Raw genomic sequence first — 14,183 nt, 5'->3', positions numbered from 1 at the left:
TCGAGACGGTGTTCAACTGGCCGGGCATGGGCCGGCTCGCCTTCGATTCCATCCTGCGGCGCGACTATCCGACGGTGATGGGCGTGCTGTTCTTCGCCGCGGCGATGGTGGTCGTCGCCAATCTGCTGACCGACCTGAGCTATCGCCTCGCCGACCCGAGGCTGAGGGGAAAATCATGACCGACCGCACGGCGCCGCAAGCCGAAAGCCCGGCGCGCGAGGCCTGGCGCATGTTCAGCCGCAACGTGCCGGCGCTGATCGGCCTGGCCATCCTCACCGCCATCGTGGCGATGACGCTCTACGGCCAGTTCGTCTATGCCGGCGACGCCTTCGAGATCGTCTGGGCGCCGCACGAGCCGCCCGGCGTGACGCCCGACTTCCCGCTCGGCACCGACTATCTGGGCCGCGACATCGTCGCCGGGCTGATGACCGGCGGCGGCCCGACGCTGGCGATCGGCGCGGCGGCCGCCGCGATCACCATGGTGATCGGCATCACGCTCGGCGCCTTCGCCGGCTACTACGGCGGCTGGGTCGACAACCTGCTGATGCGGCTGACCGAGTTCTTCCAGGTGCTGCCGGCGCTGCTGTTCGCCATGGTGCTGGTCACGCTGTTCTCGCCCTCGCTGGTCACCATCGCGCTGGCCATCGGCATCGTCTCCTGGCCGCAGACGGCGCGTCTGGCGCGCGCCGAGTTCCTCAAGATCCGCGAGCTCGAATACGTCACGGCGGCACGCGCCGTCGGTGCGCGCAACGGGCGCATCATCTGGAAGGTGATCCTGCCCAACGCCGCGCCGCCGCTGATCGTCTCGGCCACGCTGACGGTCGGCGTGGCGATCCTGTTCGAGGCGGGGCTCTCCTTCCTCGGCCTCGGCGATCCCAACACCATGTCCTGGGGCCTGATGATCGGCGCCAACCGCCAGTACATCCTCGATGCCTGGTGGCCGGTCACCTTTCCCGGCCTGATGATCTTCCTGACCGTCTTCGCCGTCTCGCTCGTCGGCGACGGCCTCAACGACGCGTTCAACCCGAAACTGAGAGGCCGATGAGCGCGCTTCTGGAAATCGACGACCTGAAGGTCACCTTCGACACGCGGCACGGTCCGGTCACCGCGCTCGATTCGGTATCGCTGCACGTGGCGGCCGGCGAGACGCTCGGCGTGGTCGGCGAATCGGGCTGCGGCAAGTCGATCACTGCGCTGTCGGTGGTGGGGCTGATCCCGTCGCCGCCCGGCCGCATCGCCGGCGGCTCGATCCGGCTCGCCGGAGAGGAGCTGGTCGGCGCCGCCCCGGCCCGCCTGCGCGCCCTGCGCGGCGCCGAGGCGGCGATGATCTTCCAGGAGCCGATGACCTCGCTCAATCCGGTCTTCACGGTCGGCGCGCAGATCGCCGAGGCGATCATGCTGCATCAGAAGGTCGGCCGCGACGAAGCGCTGCGCGAGGCGGTCGCCCTGCTCGAGCGCGTCGGCATCCCCTCGCCCGGGCAGCGCGCGTCCGACTACCCGCACCAGCTGTCCGGCGGCATGCGCCAGCGCGTCATGATCGCCATGGCGGTGAGCTGCCGGCCCAAGGTGCTGATCGCCGACGAGCCGACGACCGCGCTCGACGTCACCGTGCAGGCGCAGATCTTCGACCTGCTCAACGAGATCCAGCGCGACTTCGGCGCCGCCATCATCCTGATCACGCACGACATGGGGGCCATCGCCGAGATGGCCGACCGGGTGGCGGTGATGTATGCCGGGCGCGTCATCGAGGAGGGGACGGCCGACGACGTCCTCGATCACCCGCAGCACCCCTACACCAGCGGCCTGATCGCCTGCATTCCCGCCCTCGGCAAGGACGACGCCGCCGGCCGGCTGGAGGAGATTCCCGGCGTCGTGCCGCCGCTGCACCTGCTCGGCGACAGTTGCGCCTTCGCCGAGCGCTGCGCCCACCGCTTCGCGCGCTGCGACCGCGAGAAGCCGCGGCTCGTCGCGCACCGGCGCCATCCCGCAGCCTGCCATGCCGTCGCGGAGGGGCGGATATGAGCGCGCTGCTCGACGTCCGCGACCTGACGGTGCGCTTCGCGCTGCCGCGTCCGTCGCTGTTCGCCCCGCGACCGCATCTCGAGGCGGTGCGCGGCGTCTCGTTCCGGCTCGGCGCAGGCCGCGCGCTCGGCCTGGTCGGCGAAAGCGGCTCCGGCAAGACGACGACCGCCATGGCCACCATCCGGCTCGTTCCGGCCGCCGGCGGCAGCGTGCGCTTCGACGGCGACGACCTGCTGCAGCTCGCCCCCGAGGCGATGCGCCGGCGCCGGCGCGACCTGCAGCTCATCTTCCAGGACCCCTACTCCTCGCTCAACCCGCGCACCCGCGTCGAGGAGATCGTGCGCGAGCCGATGGAGCTGATGGAGATGGGCACGCCGCAGGAGCAGCGCGAGCGCGCCCGCGAGCTGTTCACCCTGGTCGGCCTGCGGCCCGACCAGCTCGCCCTCTTTCCGCACCAGTTCTCCGGCGGCCAGCGCCAGCGCATCTCGATCGCCCGGGCGCTGACCACCAATCCCAGGCTGCTGGTGTGCGACGAGCCGGTCTCCGCGCTCGACGTCGCCATCCAGGCGCAGATCCTCAACCTGCTGGCGCGGCTCAAGGACGAGTTCGGCCTCGCCTATCTGTTCATCAGCCACGACCTCGGCGTGGTGCGCCATGTCTGCGACGACGTCGCGGTGATGTATCTCGGCAAGATCGTCGAGATGGCGCCGCGCGCGCGGCTGTTCGACGCGCCGCAGCACCCCTACACGCAGGCGCTGCTGTCGGCCGCGCCGTCGCTCGCCAGGCGCAAGTCGCGCGGCTATGTGCGGCCGCTCAAGGTGAGCGGCGATCCGCCGAGCCCGATCGCCCCGCCGCCGGGCTGCGCCTTCGCCGAGCGCTGCCCGCGCGCCCGCGCCCCGTGCCGCAGCACCGAACCGCCGCTCGACCCGCTCGGCGACAGCCGCGTCGCCTGCCACTTCCCCGGCCCCGCCTAAGCGGAACCGCGCCGAACCACCCTCAGCGCATCTCCCGGTCGTAAGGCCGACCGACGGCGGCAGGCGGCTGCGCGCGGCCGATCAGTCCGACCAGGGCCATGATGCTGATCACGTAGGGCAGCGCAGCGAACACCTGGAAGGGCATATCCGGGCTCTGGAACTGCAGCCTGAGCTGGAAGGCGTCGAACAGGCCGAACAGCAGGCAGGCGAGCAGCGCCAGCACCGGGTTCCAGCGCCCCAGAACGATTGCCGCCAGGCCGATGAAGCCCTTGCCTGCGCTCATGTTGTCGGAAAACAGAAAGACTTGCGACAGAACGATGTACGCGCCGCCCAGGCTAGCGATCATCGAGCCGGCAACGATGACCCCGTAGCGCAGCGTGAAGACCGGGACGCCGGCCGCGTCCGCCGTCGCCGGGCTTTCGCCGACCGCGCGGATGCTGAGCCCTAGCCCGGTGCGAAACAGCACGATCTGGATCGCCGCGACGACGGCCAGCATCAGATAGAACAGAAGGTCCTGTGCGAACAGCACCGGCCCGATCACCGGAATGTCGGACAGGATCGGGATATCGATCGGCCGGAAGCCATCAAGCCGCAGGCTGTTGCCGCCGCCCTCGAAGGCGACCCGCGACATGAAGGAGGTGAAGCCGATGGCAAACAGGATGACGGCGATGCCGACGACGATCTGGTTGACCCGCAGCGTGACACCGAGCAGCGCGAGCCCCAGGCCGGACGCCGCGCCGAAGACGAGCGCGACCGCCACGCCTCCACCGGCCATGCCGGTCAGATGAGCACCGAGCGCGGCACCGAAGGCGCCGAGCAGGAGTTGACCTTCGAGCGCGATGTTGAAGACGCCGGCGCGCTCGCATAGAAGTCCGCCCATCGCGGCGAAGATCAGCGGCATCGACAGCCTGAGGCCGGTGGCCAGGAACTCGCCGAATTGCGCGGCATCGAAGACGAAATCGAACATCCCTACCCCTCGGCCGACTTGGCCGCCGTCTCGGGTACCGCAGCCGCCGGCGCGCCGGCCGGCGGTTTGCCGGCGGTGCGACCGGGACGGTAGCGGAACGCGAGCCCCACGGCGACGAACAGCACGATCAACCCCTGCAACGCCTCGACCATGGTGGTGTCGACGCCGACGGCGCGCTGCATCGCGCCCGCACCCGCCTGCAGCCCGGCCAGGAAAAAGGCGGCGACGATGGCGAGCAGCGGGCTGAGACTCGCCAGGAAGGCGACGATGATGCCCTGCAAGCCGTAGCCCGGGCTGAAATGGTCGAACAGCCGGTACTTCAGGCCGATCACCTCGAAGGTGCCGGCCAGGCCGGCCATCGCGCCGCCGATCGCGAAGGAGGTGAGGATCAGCCGCTTGACGTTGATGCCGGCGTAGCTCGCCGCGGCCGGATTGTGGCCGACCACGGTTATCGACTGGCCAAGGGTCGTGCGCCGGAGCACGATGCCGAGCACCACCGCGCAGGTGAGCGCGATAAGGATGCCGGCATGCGCTTCCGTGCGCGGCAGGAAGACCGGCAGCAGGACGTCATAGGGCACCTCGCGCGAGTAGGGATAGGGCGCGCCCGGCTCCATCAGCCAGACATGGATGACAGCGCCGACGAGGTAGATCGCCACGTAGGACAGAAGCAGCGACGTGATGATCTCGTTAATGCCACGATAGGCCTTGAGCAGCGCCGGGATCAGCGCCCACAGCGCACCGCCGAGCGCGCCCGACAGCACGATCAGCGGCAACCTGAGGGCGGCCGGCAGCGCTTCCGGCAGGTAGAGCGCGGCCACCGTGCCGGCCAGCGCACCGATGTAGATTTGCCCTTCGCCGCCGATGTTGAACAGCCCCGCCCTAAGCGGCACGATGACGGCGAGACCGGCGAGCAGCAACGGCGACATACGCACCAGCGTGCTGGCGAGCCCGTAGTAATCGAAGAAGGCTCCGGAAAACAGCGCGCCGTAGGCGGCCAACGGATCAGCCCCGGCCAGTACGACGAGAAAGGCGCCGACGACGAGCGCCGCGAGCACCGCCCACACGCCCTTGAACAGGAAGACCAGCCGCATCACGCCGCCTCGCCCTGCACGGTGCCGGCATGCCCCGCCATCATCAGGCCGAGGCGCTCCGCCTGGGCCGCTCCGCGCGGCATCTCGCCGACAATTCGACCTCGGAAGACGACGGCGACACGGTCGGCAACCTGGAGCAGGTCCTCGAGTTCGGTGGAGATGTAAAGGATGGCGCAGCCGCGCTCGCGGGCGGCCAGCAGCGTCTTCTGAACGAACTCGATGGCGCCGACGTCAAGCCCCTTGGTCGGTTGCGAAACAACGAGCACGTCGGGATCGGCGTCGATCTCGCGCGCCAGGATGATCTTCTGCTGGTTGCCGCCCGACAGGTCGCGCACGCGCTGGCTCAGGCTGCGCATGCGCACGTCGTAGCGCCGAGCGAGCCGCTCGGCATGGGCAGCGATAGCACCGAAACGCATCCAGCCGAGACGCGAGAATGGCGGGTGGCGGTAGCTGCGCAGCGCCATGTTGAAAGCGATGCTGCTGTCAAGGTCGAGCCCAGTGCGCTGCCGGTCCTCCGGTACGTAGCCGAGCCGGAAGCGGCGCCGGCGCCGATCCGGTGACACGCCGTCGAGCGACGTCCCACGGATGGCGATCGACCCGCCACGCACCGGGCAGAGTCCTGCAATCGCCTCGGCGAGCTCGCGCTGGCCGTTGCCGTCGACCCCGGCCAGGCCGACGATCTCGCCCGCACGCACGGCAAGCGACAGGCCGTCGACCGCCGTCACCCCGCGCGCGCCGATGACCTGAAGGTCTCGAAGCTCGAGCACCGTCTCGCCGACGTGCCCTTCGCCGGCACTGATGTCGACGACGATATCGCGGCCGACCATCAGCCGCGCCAGTGCGCGCTGGTCGGTCTCGCAGGTCTCCACGTCGGCGACCTTGCGGCCATGCCGCATGACGCTGACCCGATCGGCCATACCCATCACCTCGTCGAGCTTGTGGGTGATCAGCACGACCGTGCGGCCGCTCTGCTTGAGCTTGCGCAGCAATTCGAAGAACGGACCGACTTCGCTCGGAGTCAACACACTGGTCGGCTCGTCGAAGATCAGCAGGTCGGCCTCGCGGTAGAGCAGCTTGAGAATCTCGACACGTTGTTGGGCACCGACCGGCAGGTGCCAGAGCTGTTCGTGCGGGTCGATCTCGAAACCGAGCGTTTCGGCAAGTGCACGGATGCGTGCGCCGTGGCCGGCAAGGTCGAGACGCGCGCCCGGCAGGCCGAGGATGACGTTCTCCGTCACCGTCATCGTCGGCACCTGCTTGAAGTGCTGATGCACCATACCGATGCCGAGCGCCAGCGCCTGGCGCGGCGTGTTGATGCGCACCGTCTCGCCGCGCACGCGGATGCGCCCGCCGTCCGGCTGGTAGAGCCCGTAGATGATGTTCATCAGGGTCGACTTGCCGGCGCCGTTCTCGCCCAGGATGGCATGCACGGAGCCTTCCTCGACCGACAGGTCGACCGCATCGTTAGCCGTGAAGCCGCCGAAGCGCTTGGTGATTCCCTCAAGCGCCAGCCGTGGCGCCGGACGGTCGGCACGCCCGCTCATCGTCCCTCTCCTGCCAAGCTTGCCGGCACGGCCGGACACCGAGGTCCGGCCGGCCCAAAGCGGCGGTCTACTCGGCGCTCGGGTCGAGTTCGCCCGCCTGCATCTTCTCGACCGCGGCGGCCACCGCATCGCGCATCTCCTGCGAGGCCTCCGCGTTGAAGCCGCCGAGATAGCCGGCGTCGGTGCCGATGCCGAAGCGGTAGTCCCTGGGCTCGATCGCCTCGTTCTGTGCCAGCTCGACGGCCTGGTAGAGCGCACCACCGAAGTCGAGCACGGTCGACAGCAGGTTGACCTCGGGATACTCGCCCGACAGGTCGCGCACCACGCCGACGACGTGGACGTCGCGCTCCTCCGCCGCCTGCACGACGCCGAGGAACCCGGCGTCGAGATAAGGCAGCAGCACGTCGGCGCCCTGCGAGATCACGTTGAGGCTCGCCTCCTTGGCCTTGGCGATATCAGCCCAGTCGTTGGTGTAGGCGACGAGCACCTCGCCGTCCGGCCGCACCGCGTTGAAGCCGGCGCGGTAGCCTTCCACCACCTGCTCGAAGGCCGGCACCTGCTGCGCCGACAGTGCGGCAATCTTGCCTGTCTCGCTGCCGTGACCGGCTGCCAGCCCGAGCACGTAGCCGAACTGCTGGTTGTCGTAGTTGATCGTCGCCACACCATCCGTCGGCGCGCCGTTGAGCACAATCACGTCGATGTCGGGAAACTGCCGCGCCACGCGTTTGGCGGCGTCGGTGTACTCGGCGCCGGCGCCCACCACGACGTCGTAGCCGCGGCGCGCATAATCCGACATCACCTCGACCTGCGAGGGCTGCGGCACCTTCTCGGTATAGGCAATCTCCACGCCGAGCTCGTCACGGGCCCGGGTGAGGCCCTGATAGACGTTTTCGTTGAACGACTTGTCGGTGACGACTCCGGGCAGCACGACGGCGACCTTGAGCGCCTCGGCTAGCGCCGTACCCTGCATCACCGCCGCCACGCCGATGGCGGCCAGACCGATGGCCAGCTTGTTCTTCATGCCATGCTTCTCCCATTTTTGGCGGGCCCGGCGGACCCGTTGCCGCATCTCATTTGCCTGTACCGAACTCGGCGCTGACCGCGTCCGAGACCAGCTCGACGAACTCTTCGACGAGCAGCTTTCCCGCTTCCCGCGTCGCCGCCCGGCCCGACGACAGCGCACCGGAGGCCGGCACCCAATCGGGATTGGCCGGAAACACGTCGTAGGGCGGGAAGTCGGGGGTCGGCTCGTCGGCGATCTTCGAAAGATCGACGAGTTCAGGATGACAGTAGAGCATCATCGCGGTCTCCAGGATGCCGCCGTGCTCAAGGTCCAGACCAGGGAAATCGAGGCCCGCATAGACGCGCTCCATCGTCTCCGGCCGCATCTTCTCTGCGTAGAGCATCTTGAGGATTCGAAGGTCTTCGGCGCCGCGCAACGCGCTGTCGCGCTGCGCCCGGTAGCACGCCTCGTCGAGGAAGAACCGGTTCTCGAAATGGCCGTCGATCACCGCGATTCGCCGCGCGCCATGCCGGGAAAGCTCGCACAAGATATTGGCGAGCAGGCCGATCAGCACCTCGGCATCGAGGCTCGTGGTGCCGCAGCGGTGCGGTCCGCCGCCGGTGCGCACCTGCGAACGCGCGGCATAGGTGACCGGAGGCGCGACGATGCCGCCGAGGCGCTCGGCCGCGCGACGCGCCACGTAGCTCGCCATCATCCAGTCGGTGCCGAGCGGCAGGTGATAGCCGTGCTGTTCGACCGCACCGACCGGCACGAATACGACGGCGCCCTCATCGCGGATACGGCGCTGGTAAACGTCCCAGGTCAGCTCGGACATCATCACCGTGTCGCGGGTGGCCTGTTCACTCATGCCGCAGTGTCTCCTTCGTCCTGCAGATCACCGAGTCGTGCCACGGCAGCCCGATGCGCATCGCACCCCAGATGCATCAACTGGCCGAAGCCGGCCACCGCGTCGTCGATGCCGGCCAGGCGCAGGCAGTCCCACATCATCGCCTGATTGGACACGACGACCGGCTTGCCGAGTTCGTCCTCCAGCGCCTGTGCGATGTCGAGCGCTCGCAGCGCGCCGCAGCACACGAAGACCGCGTCGGCCTCGGGCTGGTCGACGGACCTGGCGTAGTGCTTGATGAAAGCCGGATCGACGGTGTCGATCTCCATGTTGGTGCGCAGGTTCATGCCCTGCAGCGCGACGATCTCGAAACCGTAGCCGGCAAGGAAGTCGAAGACGGTGCCGTTGACCTCGTCAATATAGGGCGTGGCGACGGCGATCCGCCTGGCGCCGAGCGCTGCCAGTCCGCGCACGACGCCGGTCATCACCGTGGTCGGCCGTGCGCCGGGACGCGCGGCGGCGAGCGTTCGTGCCACCGCCTTCTCGCCGATCACCATGGCGCCGCTGTTGCAGGTGTAGCACACCACGTCGAGCCGATCGTCCGGGAGCAAGAGCGCCGCACTGGCGCCAATGTCCGGCGCCATCGAGGCGAGGCTCTCGAGCGTCGCTACGTTGCTCATCGGCATGCGCGAGACATGCACGCCGACACCGTCGGGCGCCATGCGGAAGACGTCGTCCTCGACCGTCTGCTCCATCGCCAGCACGACGAAGCCGAGCTTTCCCTTCCAGTGGCGTCCGCGGTCGAACGCGACGTCGACGGGGCGGGAGCGGATTTCGGTGGCTGGCACGGTTGCCTCTCCGTTTCGCGTTGTCAGGCGACGGTCCGCCTGATGCCTCAGACGCGCACCAGCGGCTGGTGGGCACAGCGGAACGAGCCGCCCACCATGCAGGGAACACGATAGGGGATGCGGGTGACCTCGAAGCGGCGCTGCTTCAGCGCCTCGGCGATCGGATCGAGCGCCTCCTCCGACGGCACCACCACATGAGCGTCGTCGAGCACCAGGTTGTTGCAGGCCATATGTGCCTTGGCCATCGCCTTGGGCACGGCGACCACGTCCCAATCCTTCATGAAGTCCGGCAGACCATCCGGCAGCGCCTCGAGGCTCGCCACGGCAACGCCCTCGCGCGGTGTCATCAGAACGCAGTCGAGATGCGGGAACATCGGGTCGATCGGCACGGTCTCGACCGTGTAGTCGGAGCCGAGCATGTGCTGCAGCCAGCGTGCGCCTTCCGGATTGGAGCAGCCGCCGGAATGGCCGACCAGAACGCGCTTGCCGAGTACGAACACGTCGCCGCCCTCGAGGTATCCCCAGCCCGGACCTTCGTTGTAGTCATCGGCGCCGCTGTCGGGCTGCGCGAAGTAACGTGCGCCGCGGGTCATCGTGCCGGCCAGGATCTCGCGGATGGCGAAGCGCTGCCGCCGGTGGAACAGGCTGCGCGGCGCCAACTCGATAACGTTGTTGCCGATCGTCACGAAGGGATCGCGCATCCAGCCAGTCGACACGCCATGATCCTCGCCGCGCGGGTACTTGCGGTTCGCGGGGCTGATCTCGCCGGCCACCTGCACGCGCACGCCGAGGCTCTCCAGCAGGTCGATGGCGCCCTGGATCTGGCCGCTATACTCGGCGAACAGCTCGGGGTCCGCCTCCTTCACATCGCGCCCTTGGTTCTTCGCCCAGAATTCGCCGAAGGTTCCCTGCGCCCGCAGCTTCGCGTCAGACAAGAAGACCGGCAGCACCCAGGCGTCGGGTGAGCCGTAGACGCACTCCTTCAGGGGCGCCCATTCCGATTCCACATGGATGTCGTGAAGGGCGGGCTTCGCCTCGGCCGTCAGGGTGTCGTTCATGCGCTGTCTCGTGCCGCTTTCATTGCCGTAGTTACTCGTCCGTCACATTAGCCGCGGCCGGCAGCGGAAACAGGACAAGAGTCGCAAGCAAGCTTGCAGCGATGGCGAAGAATGTTGCGCGCCGGCGACGGCTGCCGTCAGCCGCGGAAGGCGTTCAGCAGCGCATCGATCGCCCGCCGGTTGGCGGCGTCGCGGCGGAACACGTAGAAGAACTGCACCGGCAGCGGCGTGCAGGGAGTGGCGATCTCCACGAGATCGGACTCGCCCACCGTGCGCACGAAATGCGCCGGCAGAAGCGCGCAGCCGATACCGGCCAGCGCCGCGGCGAGAATCGATTCCAGCGTACTGGCGCGAGCCACCACGTCGAGCTTGTAGCGCCATTCGAAGTCGTGAAAGGAATCGGTTCGGAAGTCGCGGGAAATGTAGGGAATGCCGGCACCGTCGCCGTCCGCCTGTTGGCACACTGCGCGGCGCGTCGCCTGCAGATGCGGCGAGCGGGCGCTCATGTAGAGCCGGTGCTCCTCGACGAAGGCCGGTGCGTATTCGAGCGGTGCCAGCCGCTCCGGCTGCGCCGTCACGCCGATATCGATGCGCCGCTCGCGCACCTGCACCTCGATCATCGGCGCGGCGTGCACGCTGACGTTGATCAGCATGTCGGGAAACAGTCGATGCATCTCGCGGATCGCCGCCACGATGCGCGCCTCGGGGTTTGTCACCACGTTGTCGATGATACCGAGGTTGAAGCCGCCGCCGAGCGTCTGCCGCGTCGTCTGGATCGTCTGCTCGAACGACTGCAGTTCGGAGAACAGCCGCACCGCCGCGCGATGCACGTCCTCGCCCTGCGGCGTCAACGTGAAGCCTGAGCGCCCGCGCCGGCACAGATGGATGCCGAGGCGCTTTTCCAACGCCGACAGGTCGCGGCTGACCGTCGAGAGGCTGAGGCCGAGCCTGTAGGCCGCCGCCGACACGCCGCCGCATTCCACCACCTTGAGAAAGATGCGCAGCTGGCGCAGGTCGTAGTTGGAAAGGGCGAAGCTGGCCAGGATCGGTCTCACTTGCAGGATCTCGCAAGTGAGATAATCACAGTTCGCCTTTCCCGGCAACGCGCGCGGCGCTAGCGTGCGGCCTCCCGCAACGATCAGGACCGATGCCATGGCCGCCATCGCGATCAGCCCCGAGCGCCTGCTCGCCGACCTCGACACCCTGCGCGGCATCGGCCGCCGCGGCACCGGCGTGGTGCGGCCCGCCTTCTCGCCGGCCGACCTGGAGGCGCGCGGCTGGCTTGCCGGGCGCATGCGCGAGGCCGGCCTCGCGGTGGCCGTCGATCGCATGGGCAACCTGTTCGGCCTGCCGCCGGGCGACGCGCCCTGCCTGCTCGTCGGCTCGCATTCCGACAGCCAGCCCGAGGGCGGCTGGCTCGACGGCGCCTACGGCGTGATCGCCGGGCTCGAGATCGCCCGGGCCAGCCTCGAAGGCGGCGGCCCGCCGGTCGCCGTCGTCTCCTTCCAGGACGAGGAGGGCCGCTTCTGCCCGCTCGCCGGCAGCCGCGTGTGGAGCGGCCGCATGCCGCTCGCCGAGGCCGAGGCGCTGGTCGACCTCGACGGCGTGCGGCTCGCCGATCTCGACCGCCTGCCGCCGGGCATCGACGCGCCGGCCGCCGTGCCGCACGGGCGCTTCCGTGCCTTTCTCGAGATGCACATCGAGCAGGGGCCGGTGCTCGACCGCAGCGGCGAGCGCATCGGCGTGGTGGAGAACATCTTCGGCATCTGCGGCGAGCGGCTCTCCTTCACCGGCGAGCAGAACCACGCCGGCACGACGCCGATGGCGCTGCGGCGCGACGCCTTTCAGGGGCTGGCGCGCTTCGCCACGCTGCTCGACGCGCGCTTTACCGCGCTCGCCGTGCCCTCGACCGTGTGGACGATCGGCCACGTCGCGGTGCATCCCAACGCGGTGTCGATCGTGCCGGGCCGGGTCGACTTCTCCGTGCAGTGGCGCGACGCCGACGCCGCGCGGCTCGCGGCGATGACGCAGGCGATGCGCGAGACCGCCGACGCGGTCGCCGCCGAGCGCGACCTGACGCTCGAGCGCTCGGGCTTCGTGACGATCCCGCCGAGCCGCTGCGAGCCATCGCTGGTCGCGGCGCTGGCCGACGCGGCCGAGGCGCTGGCACCCGGCGCCTGGCGGCGCATGCCGTCCGGCGCGCTGCACGACGCGGCCAACGTGTCAACGCTGATGCCGATGGCGATGCTCTTCGTGCCGTCGATCGGCGGCATCAGCCACAGCTTCGACGAGGACACCGACCGCGCCGACCTGGTGCTCGGCGCCCGGGTTCTGGCGCGCGCCGTCGCGGCGATCTGACGCCGCGCCGGCCGCGCGCGCCGGGCGCCGCGGCCAGAGCCGGCCGGCCTGGCGTGCGAGCGCGGACCGGCGCCGGCCCGGTGTCTCGACGCATCGGCGGACGGCGACCCGGCCGCCGCCGCGCCTATAGCGTTTCCAGGCGAAGTGGAAACCGGTTCGCCGTTCGGAAACGTGGGAAAACAATGAGTTAGAGCCGGTTTGCGATTCCGTGAAACGCAGAACGGCTCTAACGACGCGCTACCCCGCCTGGCCCGCCTCTTCGGCGAGCCGCACATGGCGGCCGTCGAACGGGTAGCGCGGGTCGAAATGCGCCGGCACCGGCGTGGCGCCCGGCGCGCACAGCCCCGACAGGAACGTCTCGTCCTCGCCGTCATAGGCCTCGCGCGCGGCCGCCAGATAGCCGTCGAGCTGCGCCGTCGACTTCGGCCCGATCAGCACGCTCGACACCTGCTGATTGGCGAGCACCCAGCGGATGGCGAGCCCGGACGGCGTACGCCCGCGCCGCTCGGCGTGGTCTGCCGCCTCGGCCGCCCGCGCCAGCGTCTCGGGCAGGAACTCGGTCTCCATGAGCCGCGCATCGCCGCGCGCCGCGCGCGAGCCTTCCGGCGTGCCGCCGCGGTACTTGCCCGTCAGCACGCCGCGGCCGAGCGGCGAATAGGGCACCACGCCGATGCCGAAATGCCGGCAGGCGGGAATCGTGTCGGCTTCCGCCACGCGGTTGAGCATGTGGTAGTAGGGCTGCGCCACGACCGGCCGCGCGACCCCCAGCCGGTCGGCCACGCGCACCATCTCGGCGATCTTCCACGGCCGGAAGTTGGAAAAGCCCCAGTGCCGGATCGCGCCGGCCGACAACAGCCCGCCGAGCGCGCCGATCACCTCGTCGAGCGGCGTGTGGTTGTCGTCGACATGCAGGTAGTAAAGGTCGATGCTGTCGGTCGCCAGCCGGTCGAGCGACATCGAGGCGGCGCGCTCGATCCACTCCGGCGACAGGCCGCCGGAGCCGGCGACGCCGGCGACCGGGTTGCCGACCTTGGTGGCGACGAAGACGTCCTGGCGCACCGGCTTCAAGAGCCGGCCGAGGATCGTTTCCGAGGCGCCGCCGGCATAGACGTCGGCGGTGTCGAAGAAATCGCCGCCGGCCGCCAGATAGGCCTCGACGATCCGCCCGGCCTCCGCCTCGTCGGTCTGGTCGCCGAACATCATCGTGCCGAGGCACAGCCGCGCCACGCGCGGTCCGTCCCGGTAAAGCGGCGTCTTGTGCAGGTCGCTCACAGTCTGTGCTCCGTCTTCGTCCGTTTCCGGGTTCATGCGCCGGATTGGCCGCCCAAGGCAAGACGGTGTCGCCCGCGCATGCACGCCGTGCGCGATCATGCGCGCGCGGCAAAACCGCAGCGGGTGCAGGAACGCCACGCTGGCTGGCGAGTTGACGAAAGGCTTTTGGCAAAACCCGGAAGCCGGCTTGACGTTCTAG

The 14,183-nt window shown here is 69.3% G+C and carries 14 protein-coding genes; 5 read left to right on the top strand and 9 right to left on the bottom strand.

Translation table 11 applies throughout. The annotated features are described in order from the left end of the window. From N1F89_RS04850 to N1F89_RS04835, 4 genes are all read left to right on the top strand, one after another. The coding region (locus N1F89_RS04850; RefSeq protein ID WP_290082043.1) for an ABC transporter permease subunit at positions 1–179 on the top strand (179 nt) is incomplete at its 5' end. Next, on the top strand, positions 176–1,045 hold the full coding sequence (locus N1F89_RS04845) for an ABC transporter permease (protein WP_290082038.1): 870 nt from the start codon (positions 176–178) through the stop codon (positions 1,043–1,045). The genes N1F89_RS04850 and N1F89_RS04845, both read left to right, overlap by 4 nt. Then, entirely contained in the window at positions 1,042–2,022 is a 981-nt protein-coding gene (locus tag N1F89_RS04840) for an ABC transporter ATP-binding protein (protein ID WP_290082035.1), read from the top strand. Before N1F89_RS04845 ends, N1F89_RS04840 begins: the two co-directional genes overlap by 4 nt. Next, positions 2,019–2,996, top strand: a complete 978-nt coding sequence (locus tag N1F89_RS04835; protein ID WP_290082032.1) for an oligopeptide/dipeptide ABC transporter ATP-binding protein — start codon at positions 2,019–2,021, stop codon at positions 2,994–2,996. The genes N1F89_RS04840 and N1F89_RS04835 overlap by 4 nt, the downstream gene beginning before the upstream one ends. Before the next feature lie 22 nt (positions 2,997–3,018). On the opposite strand, the gene N1F89_RS04830 is transcribed toward N1F89_RS04835, so the two are convergent. The 8 genes from N1F89_RS04830 to N1F89_RS04795 all read right to left on the bottom strand — a co-directional run bounded on the left by N1F89_RS04830 (position 3,019) and on the right by N1F89_RS04795 (position 11,508). Further along, the gene (locus N1F89_RS04830; protein ID WP_290082028.1) at positions 3,019–3,963 is read right to left on the bottom strand and encodes an ABC transporter permease; all 945 of its coding nucleotides are present in this window, start codon (positions 3,961–3,963) and stop codon (positions 3,019–3,021) included. 2 nt (positions 3,964–3,965) lie between these two features. Further along, entirely contained in the window at positions 3,966–5,054 is a 1,089-nt protein-coding gene (locus tag N1F89_RS04825) for an ABC transporter permease (RefSeq protein ID WP_290082026.1), read from the bottom strand. Beyond that, positions 5,054–6,598 (bottom strand): ABC transporter ATP-binding protein, encoded by a 1,545-nt coding sequence (locus tag N1F89_RS04820; RefSeq protein WP_290082024.1) that lies wholly within the window; start codon positions 6,596–6,598, stop codon positions 5,054–5,056. The genes N1F89_RS04825 and N1F89_RS04820 overlap by 1 nt, the downstream gene beginning before the upstream one ends. A gap of 67 nt (positions 6,599–6,665) precedes the next feature. Next, positions 6,666–7,619, bottom strand: coding sequence for a BMP family protein (locus N1F89_RS04815; RefSeq protein WP_290082022.1), 954 nt, complete (start codon positions 7,617–7,619; stop codon positions 6,666–6,668). 49 nt (positions 7,620–7,668) lie between these two features. Continuing rightward, positions 7,669–8,469, bottom strand: coding sequence for a creatininase (locus N1F89_RS04810; protein WP_290082019.1), 801 nt, complete (start codon positions 8,467–8,469; stop codon positions 7,669–7,671). Further along, positions 8,466–9,296, bottom strand: coding sequence for an arylmalonate decarboxylase (locus N1F89_RS04805; RefSeq protein WP_290082018.1), 831 nt, complete (start codon positions 9,294–9,296; stop codon positions 8,466–8,468). The genes N1F89_RS04810 and N1F89_RS04805 overlap by 4 nt, the downstream gene beginning before the upstream one ends. A 47-nt stretch (positions 9,297–9,343) precedes the next feature. Next, positions 9,344–10,354 carry a hypothetical protein gene (locus N1F89_RS04800; protein WP_290082015.1) on the bottom strand — a complete coding sequence of 337 codons (1,011 nt, stop codon included), beginning with the start codon at positions 10,352–10,354 and terminating at the stop codon, positions 9,344–9,346. Between the two features lie 137 nt (positions 10,355–10,491). Further along, positions 10,492–11,508 carry a LysR family transcriptional regulator gene (locus N1F89_RS04795; RefSeq protein WP_290082012.1) on the bottom strand — a complete coding sequence of 339 codons (1,017 nt, stop codon included), beginning with the start codon at positions 11,506–11,508 and terminating at the stop codon, positions 10,492–10,494. On the opposite strand from N1F89_RS04795, the gene N1F89_RS04790 reads away from it, so the two are divergent. Continuing rightward, a complete protein-coding gene (locus tag N1F89_RS04790; protein ID WP_290082010.1) occupies positions 11,507–12,712 on the top strand; it encodes a hydantoinase/carbamoylase family amidase in 1,206 nt (401 codons plus the stop codon). The two genes, N1F89_RS04795 and N1F89_RS04790, sit on opposite strands and share 2 nt — an antisense overlap. Positions 12,713–12,949: 237 nt before the next feature. Here N1F89_RS04790 and N1F89_RS04785 read toward each other — a convergent pair whose 3' ends face one another. Further along, positions 12,950–13,984 carry an aldo/keto reductase gene (locus N1F89_RS04785; RefSeq protein ID WP_290082008.1) on the bottom strand — a complete coding sequence of 345 codons (1,035 nt, stop codon included), beginning with the start codon at positions 13,982–13,984 and terminating at the stop codon, positions 12,950–12,952. Positions 13,985–14,183: the final 199 nt, after the last annotated feature.

It is taken from the genome of Aquibium sp. A9E412 (assembly GCF_030398335.1).
Lineage (GTDB): Bacteria > Pseudomonadota > Alphaproteobacteria > Rhizobiales > Rhizobiaceae > A9E412.
The sequence above is the reverse complement of the archived record's forward strand: the minus strand, read 5'-3'. Positions and strand labels throughout refer to the sequence as shown.

Coding starts and splice junctions, on each gene's coding strand:
- N1F89_RS04815 (WP_290082022.1), bottom strand. CDS start 7,619: ATGAAGAACAAGCTGGCCATCGGTCTGGCCGCCATCGGCGTGGCGGCG.
- N1F89_RS04820 (WP_290082024.1), bottom strand. CDS start 6,598: ATGAGCGGGCGTGCCGACCGTCCGGCGCCACGGCTGGCGCTTGAGGGA.
- N1F89_RS04845 (WP_290082038.1), top strand. CDS start 176: ATGACCGACCGCACGGCGCCGCAAGCCGAAAGCCCGGCGCGCGAGGCC.
- N1F89_RS04840 (WP_290082035.1), top strand. CDS start 1,042: ATGAGCGCGCTTCTGGAAATCGACGACCTGAAGGTCACCTTCGACACG.
- N1F89_RS04795 (WP_290082012.1), bottom strand. CDS start 11,508: ATGGCATCGGTCCTGATCGTTGCGGGAGGCCGCACGCTAGCGCCGCGC.
- N1F89_RS04835 (WP_290082032.1), top strand. CDS start 2,019: ATGAGCGCGCTGCTCGACGTCCGCGACCTGACGGTGCGCTTCGCGCTG.
- N1F89_RS04800 (WP_290082015.1), bottom strand. CDS start 10,354: ATGAACGACACCCTGACGGCCGAGGCGAAGCCCGCCCTTCACGACATC.
- N1F89_RS04790 (WP_290082010.1), top strand. CDS start 11,507: ATGGCCGCCATCGCGATCAGCCCCGAGCGCCTGCTCGCCGACCTCGAC.
- N1F89_RS04830 (WP_290082028.1), bottom strand. CDS start 3,963: ATGTTCGATTTCGTCTTCGATGCCGCGCAATTCGGCGAGTTCCTGGCC.
- N1F89_RS04825 (WP_290082026.1), bottom strand. CDS start 5,054: ATGCGGCTGGTCTTCCTGTTCAAGGGCGTGTGGGCGGTGCTCGCGGCG.
- N1F89_RS04810 (WP_290082019.1), bottom strand. CDS start 8,469: ATGAGTGAACAGGCCACCCGCGACACGGTGATGATGTCCGAGCTGACC.